A 15,610-nucleotide genomic window follows, 5' to 3' on the forward strand; every position below is an offset into this window, starting at 1 on the left:
AGCCTTCCTCAATGACATCCTTATAATTCAGTCTTCCCTAATGGGTCAAGGTGAGTCGTTTTAAGCTGGGGAATGTCAGGGGTGGCTGGTGGAAAAACCACCAGCACTTCTGGTATATTTGGCTTGATAGTCGTTGGACTTAGTAGCCCAGGGCTGATATTCGCTCTGGATCTTGGTATTTCACGAAATAAGTAAAGCGCCAATAGAATTCCTCGAAGTTTGTGACTCCATCGATGGAACCATTGTTGATCAACTTATACAGAGCGACGTAGTTTAGGTACGACTCGACTATGACGTTGAACTGCTCGCGATGAGTATCAAATGTGGACATTGGCTGCCTCCTTTGGCTTCCCAATCGGAGTATTGGCCCCAATCTTTAGACACTTGATTTGGGGACTCAGCGTTAATTTTTGGTATGCTAGAAAGATACTTAAACTGATTAGGGTCGAGCTATGATCGATATCCTTGTCTTTGGAGTGTTTATTATTGTCATACTAGCGTCGGCTTGGATGGTGATGAGCACTATGAAGCGGACACAAACAGTAAGCTTTCGTCGCTTGTATATCCAGTGCGTGGCTCGACTAGAGGTTGTTGCGGTGCTTCTAAATCAGATGGAGACCCTAGCTCGCCACGTGGACGATAAGAAGTCCCTCGATCGCTATGAAGAGGCTTTGAGGATGATGGAGACTCTGCTGACGGCGCTGCAAAAAGTACCGTTGCTACCGTCAGGGAAAGAGCTTGTATCGAGCTTGGAGCCGATGGTTCTAAAATTGGAGAATGTGACCCAGGAATCTCTGGATTTATTTAAAAAATCTCTTCAAAAGAATAACGCCTTTCAAAAGCTTTGGAATTCCGTGGAAGCCTCGAAGCCGCCAGTGAAGGGTTGCTACTTCTGCTCGCGACCCTATTCTCCAAAAACGTTCAAAAGGGTTCAGGTGAAGTTGGGAACAGGCAAACTAAAAGTCTATGGCTGTGCTATCTGTCGTGCTGCCTTGAAATCTAAGGGGAATGTGGATGTTCTCTATTTTAATGTGGGGCAGAAAAACGTTCATTGGTCGGAGAATCCAGCATACGATCCGAGGAAAGACTTTTGGATGATAGACAAGCGCCAAAAAAACTACCAACGCCCCAAACTAGAGCTGATCAGCACTCATATCGATCAGGATTAGGCTTTGCCAGTGCGGTGTAAAAAGGTAAAGATAGGGTGCGTAATGAACAAATGGCAAAGGAGTATGACACCATGGCTCAACCAGTACGAGTCGCTGTCACAGGCGCAGCAGGTCAAATTGGATATTCCCTATTATTTCGAATTGCTTCTGGCGAGCTATTCGGACCCGATACACCAGTTCACTTGAATCTAGTGGAACTTCCTCAGGCTGCTAAGGCTGCGGAAGGTACAGCGATGGAGCTTGACGACTGCGGATTCTCAACGCTTGCTGGCATTGATATTCATGACAGCCCTGAAAGCGGCTTTGAAGGAGTTAACTGGGCTCTGCTTGTAGGTTCAAAGCCTCGGGGTCCTGGCATGGAGCGAAACGATCTGATTAAAGAAAATGGCCCAATCTTTGTTGCTCAAGGAAAGGCCCTTGCGAAGGCAGCATCAGACGTTCGGTGCGTTGTAGTTGGTAATCCTTGTAACACTAATGCGTTGATTGCTCAGCATAACTGCCGTGAAGTTCCTGCCACGCGTTTTTCAGCGATGACTATGCTGGATGAAAATCGTGCCAAAGCACAGCTGGCGAAAAAAGCTGGTGTGAATGTTGGTGAAATTAAAAATCTTGCTATATGGGGCAACCATTCTTCGACTATGGTCCCTAACTTTGAAGCGGCGACTATCGGTGGGAAGTCTTTGACTGATGTGATTACCGATCGTGCTTACTTAGAAGGCGATTTCTTTACCACGGTGCAGAAGCGCGGCGCGGCGATTATCCAAGCTCGTGGTAAGTCATCTGCAGCATCTGCAGCATCGTCTTGTATCGATCACGTGAAAAACTTTTTGACAAAAACTCCTGAGGGCGAGTACTTCTCAGCCGCTGTTCCAAGCGATGGCAGCCTTTATGATATTCCTCAGGGCTTAATGTTCTCGGTTCCTGTTCGTTCTAATGGCGATGGCAGCTATGAAATAGTTAAGGGCCTTGAGCTTTCAGACTACATGAAAGGTAGGATCGGCCAGACCCGTGACGAGCTTCTTAAAGAGCGTGACGTTGTCAAAGACTTGCTAGCATAATTTCAGGGCCCTTAGGGGTCCTTTAGCGGCTGTCTGAAAAGTTTATCAAGAAGGTAGAAACCTGGTGGCTTTCTATCGAATTATAACACTGAGACTGAGATTTTCAGGCAATCCATAAGAGGAGGTTACATGATCGTAAAACTAGCCGCTATGATCGTTTTAGGCTTGGGAATGCAATCTTGTTCCACCAACTATTTGAACAAGTACAACAGGAAGCCAGCAAAGACGAGCCGGACAAATAGTGCGGCCACCAAAGGCAAACCAGCAAAGATAGTTGCGATCGACAAAAACACATTCCGATTCCACCTATCATTTAACGATGTTTGGAATACGGCGCTAGATGTTTTGCTTGAGAATTACAATCTAACCATTGTCGATCGTAGGTCTGGTGTGATTACAACCGAGTGGGATTCGTTCTTTTTAGATGGCAAGGTCTACCGAAACAAGGTTTCCTTGCGAGTCAAAAAACTGAACTACAGTATGGTCGACGTGACGATTCATAATAGCGTCGAGAGCCTACAAAATGTGGGCCATGGTGGAATTGCAAGTGCATGGTTACCTTACCCAAAGAACGCCGAAGAGATGGGTAGGATTGTTCATAACATGGCCATTAATTTGGGTCAGCCGAAACCAGTCTTGCCCCGAGAAATGATTGCTACCTATGGCGATCAGAAGGCGACAAGCTCGCAATGATTTTCATCAGCCCCGAGCGTGGGGCATTTCACCGTTTGTGCTACTTTCTTACTGCCACAAATTCAGGCAATCAGCTTTCTCCGATGTCTGGCGATAAGCGGACTGAGGCTTCTTTTGATTTCAGTAGCTTATGAATCTCTGAAGTTTGTCTCATGGCTTTATTAAACAGGTTCTCACGTTTTTATCATGGGTACTTTGACAAAGTTTAAAGGCGAATTACAATGTTCAAAGAGCCTAATTGGCTCGGCAAACGAAGACTATTAAGGAGTTAGACGCAAATGAAACGTTGGCTTATTTTCGCTGCGGTGAATATCGCCATTATCATTACAATTTCGATTGTGATGAATCTCATATTTGCCTTCTTGGGGATCGACCCTTCCTATATGAGCGGCGGTAAACTTAATTATGAGACTCTTGCGATCTTCTGCTTGGTTTGGGGCATGGGGGGGTCCTTTATCTCCCTGATGCTATCCAAGAAGATGGTGAAGTGGTCGATGGGAGTTCAGATTATCGACCCCAACGCGGGTGGTGAGTACGGCGAGCTTGTTCGCACTGTGCACCGCTTAGCAAAGGGTGCCGGGCTTTCAAAGATGCCTGAAGTTGGTATTTACCCTGGGCAGGAGCTAAATGCTTTTGCGACTGGTCCGAGTAAGAACAACTCTTTGGTTGCCGTCTCGGAAGGGCTTCTTCGTCACATGACGCGAGACGAGGTAGAAGGCGTTCTGGGCCACGAAGTCGCCCACATCGCCAATGGGGATATGGTGACGATGACTTTGATTCAGGGTGTTATTAACGCCTTCGTCATGTTCTTCGCTCGAATCGCTGCGTTCGCAGTCGATCAGTTTCTTCGTGGGGATGATGAAGAGGGCCAAGGCCTCGGCTGGTTCGCCCACATGGGAGTTGTGATCTTGTTCGAGATCCTATTTGGTATGATCGGTATGGTAATTGTTGCTTGGTTCTCTCGCCATCGGGAGTATCGGGCAGATTCAGGTGGAGCTAGGCTTGCCGGGCGGCCTAAGATGGAAGCTGCGCTACAGAAATTAAGAGCGGGCATGGAATTGAACAGGGATGGTGATCCTGCACTTGCAACCTTGAAGATTTCGTCGAAGCCTTCGAAGTTTGCAGCGCTGTTCAGCACTCACCCGCCCCTTGAGGATCGTATCCAACGCTTGCGGGAAATGAGAGCCTAGTACTTTTTACATCAGACATGATTCATCCAGGGCAGCTTTGGCTGCCCTTTTGTATTTGGTCGTTTTGACTACATGTGCTGTGAGCGCTAGAGACCGTTAAAAATTTTTTTGAAAACCTTAAAATTAGGGTTTGCATCCTAAATTACTGGTGATATAAGTGATGCCTCTAGGATTTAGGCAACTAATTTCCTAGTGTTCGGAGAGATGGCCGAGTGGTTGAAGGCGGCGGTCTTGAAAACCGTTGTGGGGTAACTCACCGGGGGTTCGAATCCCTCTCTCTCCGCCATAAAAGTTCAGACATATCTATTTCGGAGAGATGGCAGAGTGGCCGAATGCACATCCTTGCTAAGGATGCGACTGGGTAACTGGTCCGAGGGTTCGAATCCCTCTCTCTCCGCCACGTTTCTTCCTAAACTATTCGAGATACAGCGTTCTTTCCTTTCAGATGCATTCCTAATATAGATATTTTCTTCAGAGACTTATTTTTCTGCAATATTTGGTAGTTCAGTTCCATCTATTAAATCTGACAATTCAATATTTTCTAGCCGTGATTGTTTTTGGTGTGCTTCACGTTTGTTTTATCAACTCCAGCCCTAAGCCCGAAAGCAGTCGCTCCAATCTTCTCATCTTTTGTGCTCATTAATTGAGCACATTCCTTCAAACTCTTGCCCAATTGTCAAACCTGCCTTTTATGACTTAGCTGACATTGATTTTTTCGGACATTTCCACAGCTTTTCCACATGTTTTCCACAGGCTCTTGTGGATAACTTTGCTTTGCATGTAAATATCTCCCGTCTAGTTGATAGAATCGGTCCTTTAGGGTTCATTTTGCAGCATCTCAACTGGAAGCATTTTATGAGGCGCGATTCTGCTATGAGTTTCTGTCTATTTTTTAGGCATGAATTTTTCGGTCGGCTTTTCTAAGGATCTTTTTTGGAAGACTACCTGATATGTCTGGTACTCCCTATCTCTCATATCACTACTTAGGGGAGGAAGGTGACTGGAACACTCGATCGAATGAATCAACCTTATTCTCTTTAAATATTTGTAATTATTAAATTTAAAGTGAGTCTTTCTAAAAATAGAAAGTATCTTGGATGAATATCAATGAAATACTAGGACATCCATGGATTCTTCTAATTCCACCTTTACGTCGAGAGCGGTGTTTAAAATGGAGTTTACACCATGCTTTCCTGCGAACAAATAGAACTCCTTGGTTGGAGTGAGGCGGCAGGCTAGTAAGACCTTTTTAAGTAGGCTCAGGCTGGTGGCTTGATCAATGAGATCACGGGAAAAATAAAAGCCTGCCCTCTTTGGAGCCATGGCCTTAAGGACATCATAGATGTGTTCAATGATGCGATCAGGGGACTTTTTAAGCTCGTCCAAAGGAAGAAGGTAAAAATGCTCTGGAGGGTCCTTCTCTGTATTGGATATCAAGAGAGCTTCCTGGTCAGCGACCCCTTCGTGTGCTGCCTTGTAGTATACCTCGTCAATATTGTCGTGTTCGTAGAGTTCCTGAGGCATAGTTACGCCATTTTTGAAGAGCCCAATCCAAAAGTTACAGTTCTTCGTTTCCTCCGGACGAGTGATATAGAGGATAACCCGATTTTGAGGAGCTTCCGCAGACTTCTTATCCACTGGGTTCAGGGCCTCAGTCGGTGGTCGTTGGTTTTGCACTGGAATATTGTGGGCCGCTTCCATGGCTCCCCTCCCCTTTTGGTTATCAGACTATTTTAGGGGTTTTTTTGGGGATTAGGAACATATTTGTGAGCCTTTGACTTAGTCTTGCCAAAATGTTCTGGAAGCCTAGGGTTTCGATGCTAGGAGATATGCTTACTAGACAGGTGTATTGTAAGCATAATATTTTTTTAGTCTATTTTTTGGCAGAATAAAATTCTCCCTTCAAGCTCGCTGCTTCGTCAGCGAGACAGCGCCTCGGTGGAATGTAGGGCATAGTGTTACAATATTTGGTTTCTTGAACTTCCTTTTCGTTAAGTCTTATTTGCATACTTTTCAAAGAGTTTAAGCATTTCAGGATAGCTCAGATCGGAAAAGGACTCTAAGAGCAGTTTGAGTCGACTTCGATTCTGTGGCGAAAGCTGGTCCGCGCTTTGTAAGCGTTGGGTTATAGCAATCCTTAGCTCCTGAGAATTCTTTGGAGCTTTTTTTTCTGGCTCAATGCCGAGCCGCTTTCTAGCTCTGCTGAGGTTTTGACCAAACAGGCTTTCGACCAAGTGTTGTGGCGAGGCAATAAAGTTAAAGGAGCGGCGCTGGATCAGCTCAGGAAGCTGGTCTGCCTCTGACAGGGGCCACGGCGCTCAGGAGGAGCCTCCCTGATGCTCACAGAGCTGGGGGCCGGGCTATCTGGAGGAAAGAGGGATGAATCATGTACTTCAGATTGCCCGACAGCTCGTTTCCTCTCAAGCTGCATCCACTGCTGTGAGCACTTGACTCTTTCAAATTCCTCGAAGCTGTCGTTAGTAATGATGTAGTCATTGCTGGATTGTTGCCAGTGACCTCTTTCGTTCATCAAAATCCTCTCGTTCTTGATGAGATAACCCTTCTTGACGAGGCTCTTGATCTTTTTCCGCAAGGTTGACTCGGGAATCTTTGTCTGCCGTGAGATGGTTGCTACGGATGGAAACGCGACCTGACCCACAAACCCCTTGTCGAATGGCATCTTGCTGCCTAAATAGAGCAAGATGAGTAGTTCGAAATGATCTATGTCATCTAAGGAGGCGAATGCTTCTAGATAGCGACCGCCGCGAAATACTCTGTGATCCAGTGGAAATTTGGAACGAATGTCTGACATCTTTAATCCCTCAGTCCTTGAGGGAGCGACTAGCTGATTGAAAAGAAGTCCGTGGTAAGATACGCTCCGTTCTGATTGAACGGTGGGGTCTTCTTTCGGTTAATTGCTAGGCTCCGTTGTTCTGGAAGTGGGAGCTGCAACTCCTACTTCCCTCGTGAAAGCCGATATTTGCTCGCAGCTTAGCTAGTTTGTTTGGATGATGCTAGTTGTTTTTGCCATAAATTTTTATGGTGGTTTTATGTAGGTCATTGCAAAGATTCCAATAACTAACCCTGCCCATATTTTAACTTAGTATTTGATTATGTAGAGCACTGTCGCGGAGTTCGGCCTTGTCGTACTACTTGGCCCTGTGACATTGGCGCTAAAGCTATGGGTATGATCTTGCCCTGGGTATGTGCCGTTTCCTCTCACACCTGATAGCTGATTACCCCTGGTGATGGCATGGTTTGTCCACTGATTACCCCCACCGGCAACCGGAAAGACGCCGTTATTAACCCACTTTGAATTGCTTCCAGAGGACGTTGTTCCGGATACCTTGAGGCCAGCTGGATTAACGCTTTGAGGCAGGTATCTTCCAGGAGTAGAGCTGCCCTCAAGGTGGAGGCCTACGAGATTCGGAACTCTGAAATTTCCTTCTGTTGGGTTGGCACTGTTATTGAACTTGTTCCATGCGTTGCCAATTCTTTTATAGAGGTTCGGGTACTCTGATTTAGAAACCTCTCTGCCATCACATAGGAGATAACCATCAGGCACTTCTGTACCCGCAAAGGCTTCGATAACACCAGCTTGTTTGCTCTTGAGAAGATTGATGTCTACCAGTAGCTTCGATACAGCTTTCGTTAGTGAGTCAATGCTAGGTTCATTATTGGCCAGGGTGGGGGTGCTTATGATTAGCATGAGAGCGACTGCGCTTCTCGAAGTGAGGTAAGTAGTCACGGGCTTCTCCTAGGTGAGAATTCGAGTTTAATTAATGACCATTTTATTGTAAACGACCCGAGAAAGTGTGAAAAGCTTGGGGATGGTCAGTATTTGAGTCTTGCTTCTACTCTTAGGGTTGAAGCTGATGCAAAGTTATTTTTTAACAGTTTGTCTAGATTTACCCTGATACCAATGCTTAGAGTGGGGAGAGAGCATGGAAGTATGCATCATTGGTGGTGGGATCTTAGGGCTAGTTGTAGGATGGGAGCTGTGTCAAGCAGGTTACAAGCCGACCCTCTTAGAGGGCTCGTCGTATCTAGGCGATGCGTCATCAGGCAGAAATAGCGGGGTATTGCATGCTGGGATCTACTATCCTACGGATAGCTTAAAGCATCGCCTGTGCATTGAGGGGAATCGGCGTTGGCATGAGCTTGCTCGAACCATGGACTTTCAGATTCGCAATTGTGGAAAGTATATTGTAGCTCGTCAGACCGATGATTCCGAGCTGCATAGGATATACGAGCAGGCTTGTCAAAATGAAGTTCCTGGATTGCACTTAGCTGGTTCAAAAGAGATTCGTGATCTTAATGAGTTTGTCAGGTGTAGAAGTGCTTTTTTCTCTAAGTTTAGCTCTGTCATCGATGTTCCCGCAGCGATCCGTACTCTTGCTGTCGCTATGGAACAAGCTGGAGGAGCTATATACCTTAATCAGGTTGTTCGCGGCCTAAGATCTGAAGGCAGAGGTGTTGAGGTTGTCACACAGGATGGAGCTGTGGCCTTCGATTGGGTGATCAACTGTGCTGGGCATGGAGCCATAGACCTTAGGAACAGTCTTGGTTTGCAGGGATTGGAGCCTCAACTTGTTAAAGGAAACTATATAAAAACCTTTAAGGAGCTAGGACACCCTTGGCTAATTTATCCCACGCCTGAAAAGGATCTGATGGGGCTTGGGGTTCACAATGTAATAGGGTTCGATAAAGGTGTGCGGTTTGGCCCTGATACAGAACTAGTTGATCGTTTAGACTATGCTCTTAACAAAGATCCCATTGATGCGATGATTCATGACGTGTGTGAGCGTTTTCATGGCCTTGAGCCCCGTGATCTTTCAGCTGACTTTTGTGGAATTCGACCGAAGTTGATCTTTAATGGTGAAGTTTACCAGGACTTTTGGGTTAAAGGTCCTGCTGATCTTGGGGTTGATGGGTATATTGAATTATGTGGGGTAGACTCGCCTGGTTTGACGGCAGCTCCGGCGTTGAGCCGGATGGTCTCAACTTTGATTAGATGAGAAATTCTTAGTTTTTTGTAATATACTATTGACCTTCTCGAGCAATAATATCTTTCAGATAAGCACCATAGCCACTTTTTAGGAGATTGTCGGCTTGGATATCCAGCTCTTCTGTGTCGATGAACCCCATTCGCCACGCAATCTCTTCTGGACAAGCTATCTTTAGGCCCTGTCGTTTCTCTATAGCTGCTGCAAAGTTTTGAGCGTCTAGAAGGGACTCATGAGTGCCTGTATCTAACCAGGCTGTTCCGCGACCTAGGAGTTCTACAGAGAGCTTGCCTTGTTTGAGATAGACTTTGTTGACATCGGTAATTTCAAGTTCTCCTCGAGCCGAGGGCTTAAGATTCTTGGCAATATCGATGACATCGGAGTCGTAAAAATACAGTCCCGTCACTGCGTAGTTTGATTTTGGCTTGGAAGGCTTTTCTTCTAAGGAGACCACATTGCCATCACCATCGAACTCAGCTACACCGTATCTTTCAGGGTCTTTGACATAGTAGCCAAAGACAGTCGCTCCTCGCGATCGCTCATCAGCACTGCGAAGAAACTTAGTCATATCATGGCCGAAGTAGATGTTGTCCCCTAGGATAAGACAGCTGTCATCTCCGCCAATGAATTCTTCGCCAATAATAAAAGCTTGGGCCAGGCCTTCAGGCTTTGGTTGCTGGGCATAGGATAGATTGAGGCCCCATTGAGATCCATCGCCCAGTAAGCGGGTGAAGTTCTCGGCATCTTCTGGAGTAGTAATAATCAGGATGTCTTGAATTCCCGATAGCATCAATACAGAGAGCGGGTAGTAGATCATTGGCTTATCGTAAACAGGTAGCAATTGCTTGCTTGTTGCTAGTGTTAGTGGGTGAAGTCTTGTTCCTGAGCCACCAGCTAGAATTATACCCTTACGTTTACTCGTTGCCATGAAATAATCTCCAAAACTATTAGATTTCAGTACATCTACAGGCTATCATCCACTTAAGCTAAAATTAGATCAATGAAAAAAGGTTTATCTAAGGTTGAAGAAGAGAGTGGCCGTGATTGGGGCTGGCCCAGCAGGTATGACTGCTGCGTATCAACTCTGTAAAGAAGGGCATCATGTTACCGTTTATGAGGCTGACAATGCCGTTGGTGGGATGGCTAAGACGATTAAGTTATGGGGGCAAAAAGTTGATTTAGGCCCTCATCGATTCTTTTCCAATGAAAAGAGGATTAATGAAGTCTGGTTAGAGGTTGTAGGGCGAAATTTCTCGATGGTAGATAGGCTTACAAGAATTTACTATAAGAAGAAGTTCTTTCACTACCCTCTTAAACCAATGGATGCCCTTTTCAACCTGGGTATCTTTGAGGCTATGAGGTGTGTTTTAAGTTATTTTGTATACGCAATTTTTCTTAAAGTTAAGGATCCCCGAACGTTTGAGGCTTGGGTAAAAGGAAGATTCGGCAAGAGGCTTTATGAGATCTTTTTTAAGACTTACAGTGAGAAACTCTGGGGAATTAAATGTGACGAGCTTGATGCTGATTTCGCAGCTCAGAGAATCAAGAAGCTGTCTCTGTTTGGGGCTGTATGGAATGCTCTGATGCAGGGACGGGGAAATAAGCACAAAACTCTAGTCGACCAATTTGCTTACCCTCACGGTGGGACTGGTGCGGTCTATGAAGCTATGGCCGATTTTCTGCGATCTCGGGACTGCGACGTCCTCTTTGAAACACCTATTCGCGGGGTTCATTGCGAGGGCAATCGAGTTCTTGGTGTGGTACTCCAAGACGACCATATAGAACCTTTTGATGAAGTCATATCAACCATGCCTTTAAATCATCTAGTAAATAGCCTTCCGAATCTTCCTCAGCCTGTTGCTCAAGCCGTTGATAGCTTGAAGTTTCGGAATACTCTACTTGTATTCTTAGAGGTGGATTCTCAGAACTTATTCCCGGATAACTGGGTCTACGTACATTCGTCCGATTTAGAGTGTGGTCGGGTAACCAATTTTAGAAATTGGACTAAGGATATCGTAGGAGAATCAACTAAGACTATCCTTTGTCTAGAGTACTGGGCTAACTTTGATGAGAGCCTATGGCAGATGTCAAACGATGAGCTCATAAATCTAGCCAAAAAAGAGATTCTGATGACAGGTTTAATAGGAAACTCTGTGGTTACAAACGGGTGTGTTCGGCGAATCCCACGAAGCTACCCTATATATGAATCTGGTTACACGAAGACTTTGTCAATTGTGGTAGAACACCTAAAATCTATTGAGGGGCTTACTCCAATAGGACGGTACGGCTCTTTCAAATATAACAATCAAGACCATAGTATTTTGATGGGCATTTTGGCTGCTGAAAATCTTACGAAGAATGCGAATTACGATCTCTGGAACATTAACACTGATGATGACTACCAAGAAGAAGCTACGATTACTGAGACAGGCTTGTTTCCTGGAAGGAAATTTGAAACTTAGTGGCGCACCCGGAGCGATTCGAACGCCCGACCTTCTGATTCGTAGTCAGATGCTCTATCCAGCTGAGCTACGGGTGCGAAGAGTTAGGGTTATAGAGCAAAAGGATTTTTGTATCAAGAAAAATCTCTAAAATCTCAATAGATCAATATTATTATCTTATTACACTTCTCCAGGGGTACGGAGCGCTTTCTAGCCTAATAACAGGACGTTCTTGCCACCTACTTATATTCTGCGGGTAGCCCGGATTATCCTCTATAAATTTACCCCATTTCTGATAGATATACTCGACTTCTTGGGAGGGAATTTTTTTTCCTTTTCTAGACGCACCTTCGAAGTGAATAACTTCACAATTTAAAAGAGATTTTATTTTATATCCACAATGGGCAACTTTTAAACAAAAGTCTAGGTCTTGCCCTACAGATGGCAGCATCTCATCAAATCCATTCACTGAATTGAAAGTATCAATGTGTGTAAGCATTGCTGCGCCCGTTACTGCAGGTACTTCTATTGCACTGGGCAGGCATGTTAATCTGGTGCCTTTCAGAGGATGGGCACCAACTATCTTTACCCCAGGAGCAAGAAAGATATGCTGAGTCGATCTGTCGGGATAAAGAAGTCGGCAACCAACTGCGCCCGTATTCTTGTCAAGTAGTTCAGAGATTCTTAGAAGTAAATCTTTGCTTTCTATTTCAATATCGTTATTCAGAAAAAATAGGTTTTCAACAGTTACGTCTGAACATGTGGATACAGCAAAATTACAGATCGCGCTATAGTTGAAGACACCTTCGAACTGTACAACTTCGAAATCTAGATTTTTTTTACAACAAAACTCCTTAACTTTTTCAATTTCATTATCCCTGCTGTTGTTGCTAACGAGACGAAATTTGATACACTCTAAGGTTTGATGTGAAACTATGAAGGAATTGATACAAGCAATGGTAAGATTTGATTTATCTTTGAAGGGAATAACCACAAGAGTTTTGGGAAGTCTTGCTATGTTGATATTCGGGCTAGTAGTGGGCATCCATTCAAGTATGCTTAGCGGACTATACCCGCATATTCTTGAAATGTAAGATGTAATCACTTCCCTCAATTTTAGTGTCACTCTTGCTATATGTATTCTGAATTGGTCCATACTTATCCTTGGAGATTGCAATGAATCGGGTGACTTTCAGTTCGTTGTGCCTTTTGGTTGTTCTACTTATCGTGCATCTCTTCTTTAGATCTATGCTATACTTCAGCGGAGATTTTGATTTTTTAGCTTATCATCTTCCATTTTCCTTAATGCATTACGATGCGACAACATTCATCCCTATGGATCATCTTCTAGAGCTTTACGAAGCTTTCCCTCCTTTGCCTCATATTATACAAGGTGCCCTTGTCGTTTCTACTGAGCATTTCCCTGCTGCGAATTTAGTGAACTTCGTGGGTTTTACTATTATGTGTGGAACTCTTAAGATAACTGGAAGTCAGACAAATATAGCAGTTTTTCTATCTCTTTGTCTGTCAGTTCCACTAGTGATATATCATCTTACATCCGGCTATATCGATTTTTTTGTAGGATCAATGGTTGCATCAAACTTTATTGCTCTTCTTTCTGTATACCGAGACTCTCAGTCTCGGTTGAATGGATTGGTGTTTTTAGTAACGCTATTTATGTCGATGCTGTCGAAATATCAAGCTTGGCCATTTATGGGGATTAATGTATCTTGCTATATACTACTCATAGTTTTTGGATACAACAAGACTGATTTTAGATACTCAATACTTATGTTAGGTTTAGCTATTGTTGTTTTTGCAATATGGCCAACCCGCAACTTCTATCTCTTCGGAAATCCCACGCATCCTTTGTCGCCACCTATTGTTAATAGTCTTTTAGACATTGATGGAACAGTTATTAGCAAAAAGCTCCCTCAACAACCTGAAAATCTTTATGATCATTCGTTTGCATATAAGTTTTTATATTCTACGTTTGAGATAAGTCGATTTTCCCACCCTGGGTTTAGATATAGTCTCGATCAAGGGTTCGAGTCTGGGCCTAAAAGCCCGCATCATAGAATGGGGGGGTGGTCTCTGATTTTGGTATGCTTCTTTATCTATACTCTGTGTAGGACAGTGGTTCGTGATGGACAATATCGCTTTCCGATTGCTATTCTAACTAGCTACATGATTCTACTTATGTTCATCCCTCAGTCACACGAGCTTCGGTATTGGCTCTTTATTCCCTTTATATGTAGCTTTATAGTAGCCACAAGATTCCGGTCGCATAGATATATTCCAGGTATCTGTCTGATTCTCCTTACTATCAATATACTTCAAACGAGAGACAGATTGACTTCCAAAGGGCTAAGTTTTGAAGAGACATTCCCGGGTGAAGCGAGAGAGTACTCAAAGGCTAAGGCAAGGATAAACCCAGGAAAAATAGAGTGTATCAACAGGCTACCTTATAGCATATACTGGGCAGGAAAAGATCTAAATCAGGTTAAAGTTAAAGACTGTACGATGTAACTTTTAGTGCTGTCGGCTTACCATTGTCTTGGAACGGAGTTTCATTGGACTCAGGAACCCTGATCTACTGAGAGAGAATTTTCTTCCTGAAGCTTGATGTGTTCAACTTCCTTATCGAGTTTTGTCTTCGCACCTTTAGCCCATCCTTGCCATTTCGGAATAATGATTTCAGCCTCATCGATGTAGACTTCTTTTGGGACTACAGGGTCAGCCTTTTCAGACGGCCTTAACGCCCAGTGAGGGCGGCTTTCATTATACCTCTTGCGGAAGGCCTCCAACTTGTCTCTCGCCTCTGTTACGCTGTCATAGAGGTCCAATAAACCTCTTCCATTTTTAGGGTCTTGTGAAATCGCACCAGCAGTCCTAGCTGGGTTGGTGCCCTATACTGAATCCGGATATGATTCATATCACCGTCGCGGCAGTATTTTTGAAACTTCTCAGCGATAAAGCTACAACCATTATCGGTAACAATATTAGGCTTGTGCTTAAGTGGGCCATGATTAGCTGCTGCCTCAGCAAGAGCCAACTCCAATGCATGGCAACATTCGGCTGCACCGTAGCTGGAAGTTAGATGGATAGCTAGATGGATAGCGAGAAGATAGCGAGAAGATAGCGAGAAGATAGCGAGAAGATAGCGAGAAGATAGCGAGAAGATAGCGAGAAGATAGCGAGAAGATAGCGAGAATAGTAGTCAATGACAGTCACGGCATACCACCAGCCACGACCAGGTATATGAATGTAGGTAACGTCAGTTTAAAAAAGCTGATTTGGAGCTGTAGGCAGCAGTTCATAGAGCTTTGATGCTTGGTAAATTTCGGCTGCACGCGCCATCTTCTTCTGAAGCAAGTTCTCTTCCTTCATAGCACGATACGCGTTTCTATTGGAAATTTGGTAGCCTTCCCGACGGCACATCACGGCAATTCTTTTGTAACCATACCAAGGGTTTTTTTGGAGTCATATTCACCACGACTTCTTTGATAGCTGGTTCTAACTGCTTCTTAGCTGGCCCTCGCTTCGAAGCTTGAAGTCGAGGTTTGTGATACCAACTGGAACGAGCAATACCAAGCCACAAGAGAGTCTTCTTGAGGTTTGAGTGTTTGTTCTCGCTGACAGACTCGTCGATTAGCTTACGGCTTGTGGCAGTGAGCTTTATAGGTCCGAATTTTTTTTAAAACCGTATTGGCTACCGTAAGGTTGGCTATGATTTCATCTCTCTGAGCAACATTTTGCCCTAACTTATCGCACTCGCTATTCTGCCTTGATTTTCCTTTGGATCGATTAGTAATAGCTGTTTTCCCTGCACTTATAAATGTTACCTCGGACAATATTCTAGAGCGGATCTCATATATGCCTAAATCCAATGCACATGGTTGCAAGATAGACCATTCCTAGAAAGTTATCGATCTTCACCTCGTATCGAACCTTGGTTCTTCGATAGGAAAAAAGCCAAGAGAAAAATCGCTCGACAACCCATCGCTTTCGGTATCGTCTAAGAGATCTCCCATCCTGAGTTGGTTTTTTTCG

General features: G+C 44.4%; 16 protein-coding genes and 3 tRNA genes. 10 read left to right on the top strand and 9 right to left on the bottom strand.

Features of this window, described 5'->3' with window-relative positions:
- Positions 1-139: 139 nt before the first annotated feature.
- Complete coding sequence (locus B9N89_RS02310; protein ID WP_132314419.1) at positions 140-331, bottom strand: hypothetical protein; 192 nt, start codon at positions 329-331, stop codon at positions 140-142.
- A gap of 121 nt (positions 332-452) precedes the next feature.
- Between B9N89_RS02310 and B9N89_RS02315 the strand changes: the two genes are divergently transcribed.
- The 6 genes from B9N89_RS02315 to B9N89_RS02340 all read left to right on the top strand — a co-directional run bounded on the left by B9N89_RS02315 (position 453) and on the right by B9N89_RS02340 (position 4,510).
- Complete coding sequence (locus B9N89_RS02315) at positions 453-1,169, top strand: PAP/fibrillin family protein (RefSeq protein WP_132314418.1); 717 nt, start codon at positions 453-455, stop codon at positions 1,167-1,169.
- A 71-nt stretch (positions 1,170-1,240) separates the two neighbouring features.
- On the top strand, positions 1,241-2,227 hold the full coding sequence (locus tag B9N89_RS02320) for a malate dehydrogenase (RefSeq protein ID WP_132314417.1): 987 nt from the start codon (positions 1,241-1,243) through the stop codon (positions 2,225-2,227).
- A 129-nt stretch (positions 2,228-2,356) separates the two neighbouring features.
- Positions 2,357-2,920: a hypothetical protein gene (locus B9N89_RS02325; protein ID WP_132314416.1), complete on the top strand. Its 564-nt coding sequence runs from the start codon at positions 2,357-2,359 to the stop codon at positions 2,918-2,920.
- Positions 2,921-3,198: 278 nt separating this feature from the next.
- Positions 3,199-4,110: a protease HtpX gene (htpX, locus tag B9N89_RS02330; protein ID WP_132314415.1), complete on the top strand. Its 912-nt coding sequence runs from the start codon at positions 3,199-3,201 to the stop codon at positions 4,108-4,110.
- Positions 4,111-4,308: 198 nt separating this feature from the next.
- A tRNA-Ser gene (locus B9N89_RS02335) sits at positions 4,309-4,396 on the top strand.
- A gap of 24 nt (positions 4,397-4,420) precedes the next feature.
- A tRNA-Ser gene (locus B9N89_RS02340) sits at positions 4,421-4,510 on the top strand.
- 704 nt (positions 4,511-5,214) lie between these two features.
- Here the strand turns inward: B9N89_RS02340 and B9N89_RS02345 are convergent.
- The 3 genes from B9N89_RS02345 to B9N89_RS02355 all read right to left on the bottom strand — a co-directional run bounded on the left by B9N89_RS02345 (position 5,215) and on the right by B9N89_RS02355 (position 7,858).
- The gene (locus tag B9N89_RS02345; protein ID WP_132314414.1) at positions 5,215-5,811 is read right to left on the bottom strand and encodes a hypothetical protein; all 597 of its coding nucleotides are present in this window, start codon (positions 5,809-5,811) and stop codon (positions 5,215-5,217) included.
- Positions 5,812-6,385: 574 nt separating this feature from the next.
- Positions 6,386-6,922, bottom strand: coding sequence for a helix-turn-helix domain-containing protein (locus B9N89_RS02350; protein ID WP_132314413.1), 537 nt, complete (start codon positions 6,920-6,922; stop codon positions 6,386-6,388).
- Between the two features lie 288 nt (positions 6,923-7,210).
- A complete protein-coding gene (locus B9N89_RS02355; RefSeq protein WP_132314412.1) occupies positions 7,211-7,858 on the bottom strand; it encodes a phage tail protein in 648 nt (215 codons plus the stop codon).
- A 196-nt stretch (positions 7,859-8,054) separates the two neighbouring features.
- Here B9N89_RS02355 and B9N89_RS02360 point away from each other — a divergent pair, with 196 nt between their 5' ends.
- Complete coding sequence (locus B9N89_RS02360) at positions 8,055-9,128, top strand: NAD(P)/FAD-dependent oxidoreductase (RefSeq protein WP_132314411.1); 1,074 nt, start codon at positions 8,055-8,057, stop codon at positions 9,126-9,128.
- Between the two features lie 25 nt (positions 9,129-9,153).
- On the opposite strand, the gene rfbA is transcribed toward B9N89_RS02360, so the two are convergent.
- Positions 9,154-10,044, bottom strand: a complete 891-nt coding sequence (gene rfbA, locus B9N89_RS02365) for a glucose-1-phosphate thymidylyltransferase RfbA (protein ID WP_132314410.1) — start codon at positions 10,042-10,044, stop codon at positions 9,154-9,156.
- 94 nt (positions 10,045-10,138) lie between these two features.
- Here rfbA and B9N89_RS02370 point away from each other — a divergent pair, with 94 nt between their 5' ends.
- Positions 10,139-11,578, top strand: coding sequence for an FAD-dependent oxidoreductase (locus B9N89_RS02370; RefSeq protein WP_132314409.1), 1,440 nt, complete (start codon positions 10,139-10,141; stop codon positions 11,576-11,578).
- Here the strand turns inward: B9N89_RS02370 and B9N89_RS02375 are convergent.
- Positions 11,579-11,655: transfer RNA gene (locus tag B9N89_RS02375), tRNA-Arg, on the bottom strand.
- A gap of 74 nt (positions 11,656-11,729) precedes the next feature.
- Positions 11,730-12,713 (bottom strand): glycosyltransferase family 2 protein, encoded by a 984-nt coding sequence (locus B9N89_RS02380; RefSeq protein ID WP_132314408.1) that lies wholly within the window; start codon positions 12,711-12,713, stop codon positions 11,730-11,732.
- 20 nt (positions 12,714-12,733) lie between these two features.
- Here B9N89_RS02380 and B9N89_RS02385 point away from each other — a divergent pair, with 20 nt between their 5' ends.
- A complete protein-coding gene (locus B9N89_RS02385; protein WP_132314407.1) occupies positions 12,734-14,086 on the top strand; it encodes a hypothetical protein in 1,353 nt (450 codons plus the stop codon).
- A 50-nt stretch (positions 14,087-14,136) separates the two neighbouring features.
- Here the strand turns inward: B9N89_RS02385 and B9N89_RS02390 are convergent, their stop codons facing one another.
- Positions 14,137-14,403: an integrase core domain-containing protein gene (locus tag B9N89_RS02390; RefSeq protein ID WP_159455087.1), complete on the bottom strand. Its 267-nt coding sequence runs from the start codon at positions 14,401-14,403 to the stop codon at positions 14,137-14,139.
- A gap of 80 nt (positions 14,404-14,483) precedes the next feature.
- Between B9N89_RS02390 and B9N89_RS31185 the strand changes: the two genes are divergently transcribed.
- Positions 14,484-14,657 carry a hypothetical protein gene (locus B9N89_RS31185; RefSeq protein WP_159455088.1) on the top strand — a complete coding sequence of 58 codons (174 nt, stop codon included), beginning with the start codon at positions 14,484-14,486 and terminating at the stop codon, positions 14,655-14,657.
- 770 nt (positions 14,658-15,427) lie between these two features.
- Here B9N89_RS31185 and B9N89_RS02400 read toward each other — a convergent pair.
- Positions 15,428-15,610: transposase (locus B9N89_RS02400; RefSeq protein ID WP_143478096.1), on the bottom strand; the 183-nt coding region annotated here is incomplete at its 5' end.

The organism is Pseudobacteriovorax antillogorgiicola (assembly GCF_900177345.1).
GTDB classification, from domain to species: domain Bacteria; phylum Bdellovibrionota_B; class Oligoflexia; order Oligoflexales; family Oligoflexaceae; genus Pseudobacteriovorax; species Pseudobacteriovorax antillogorgiicola.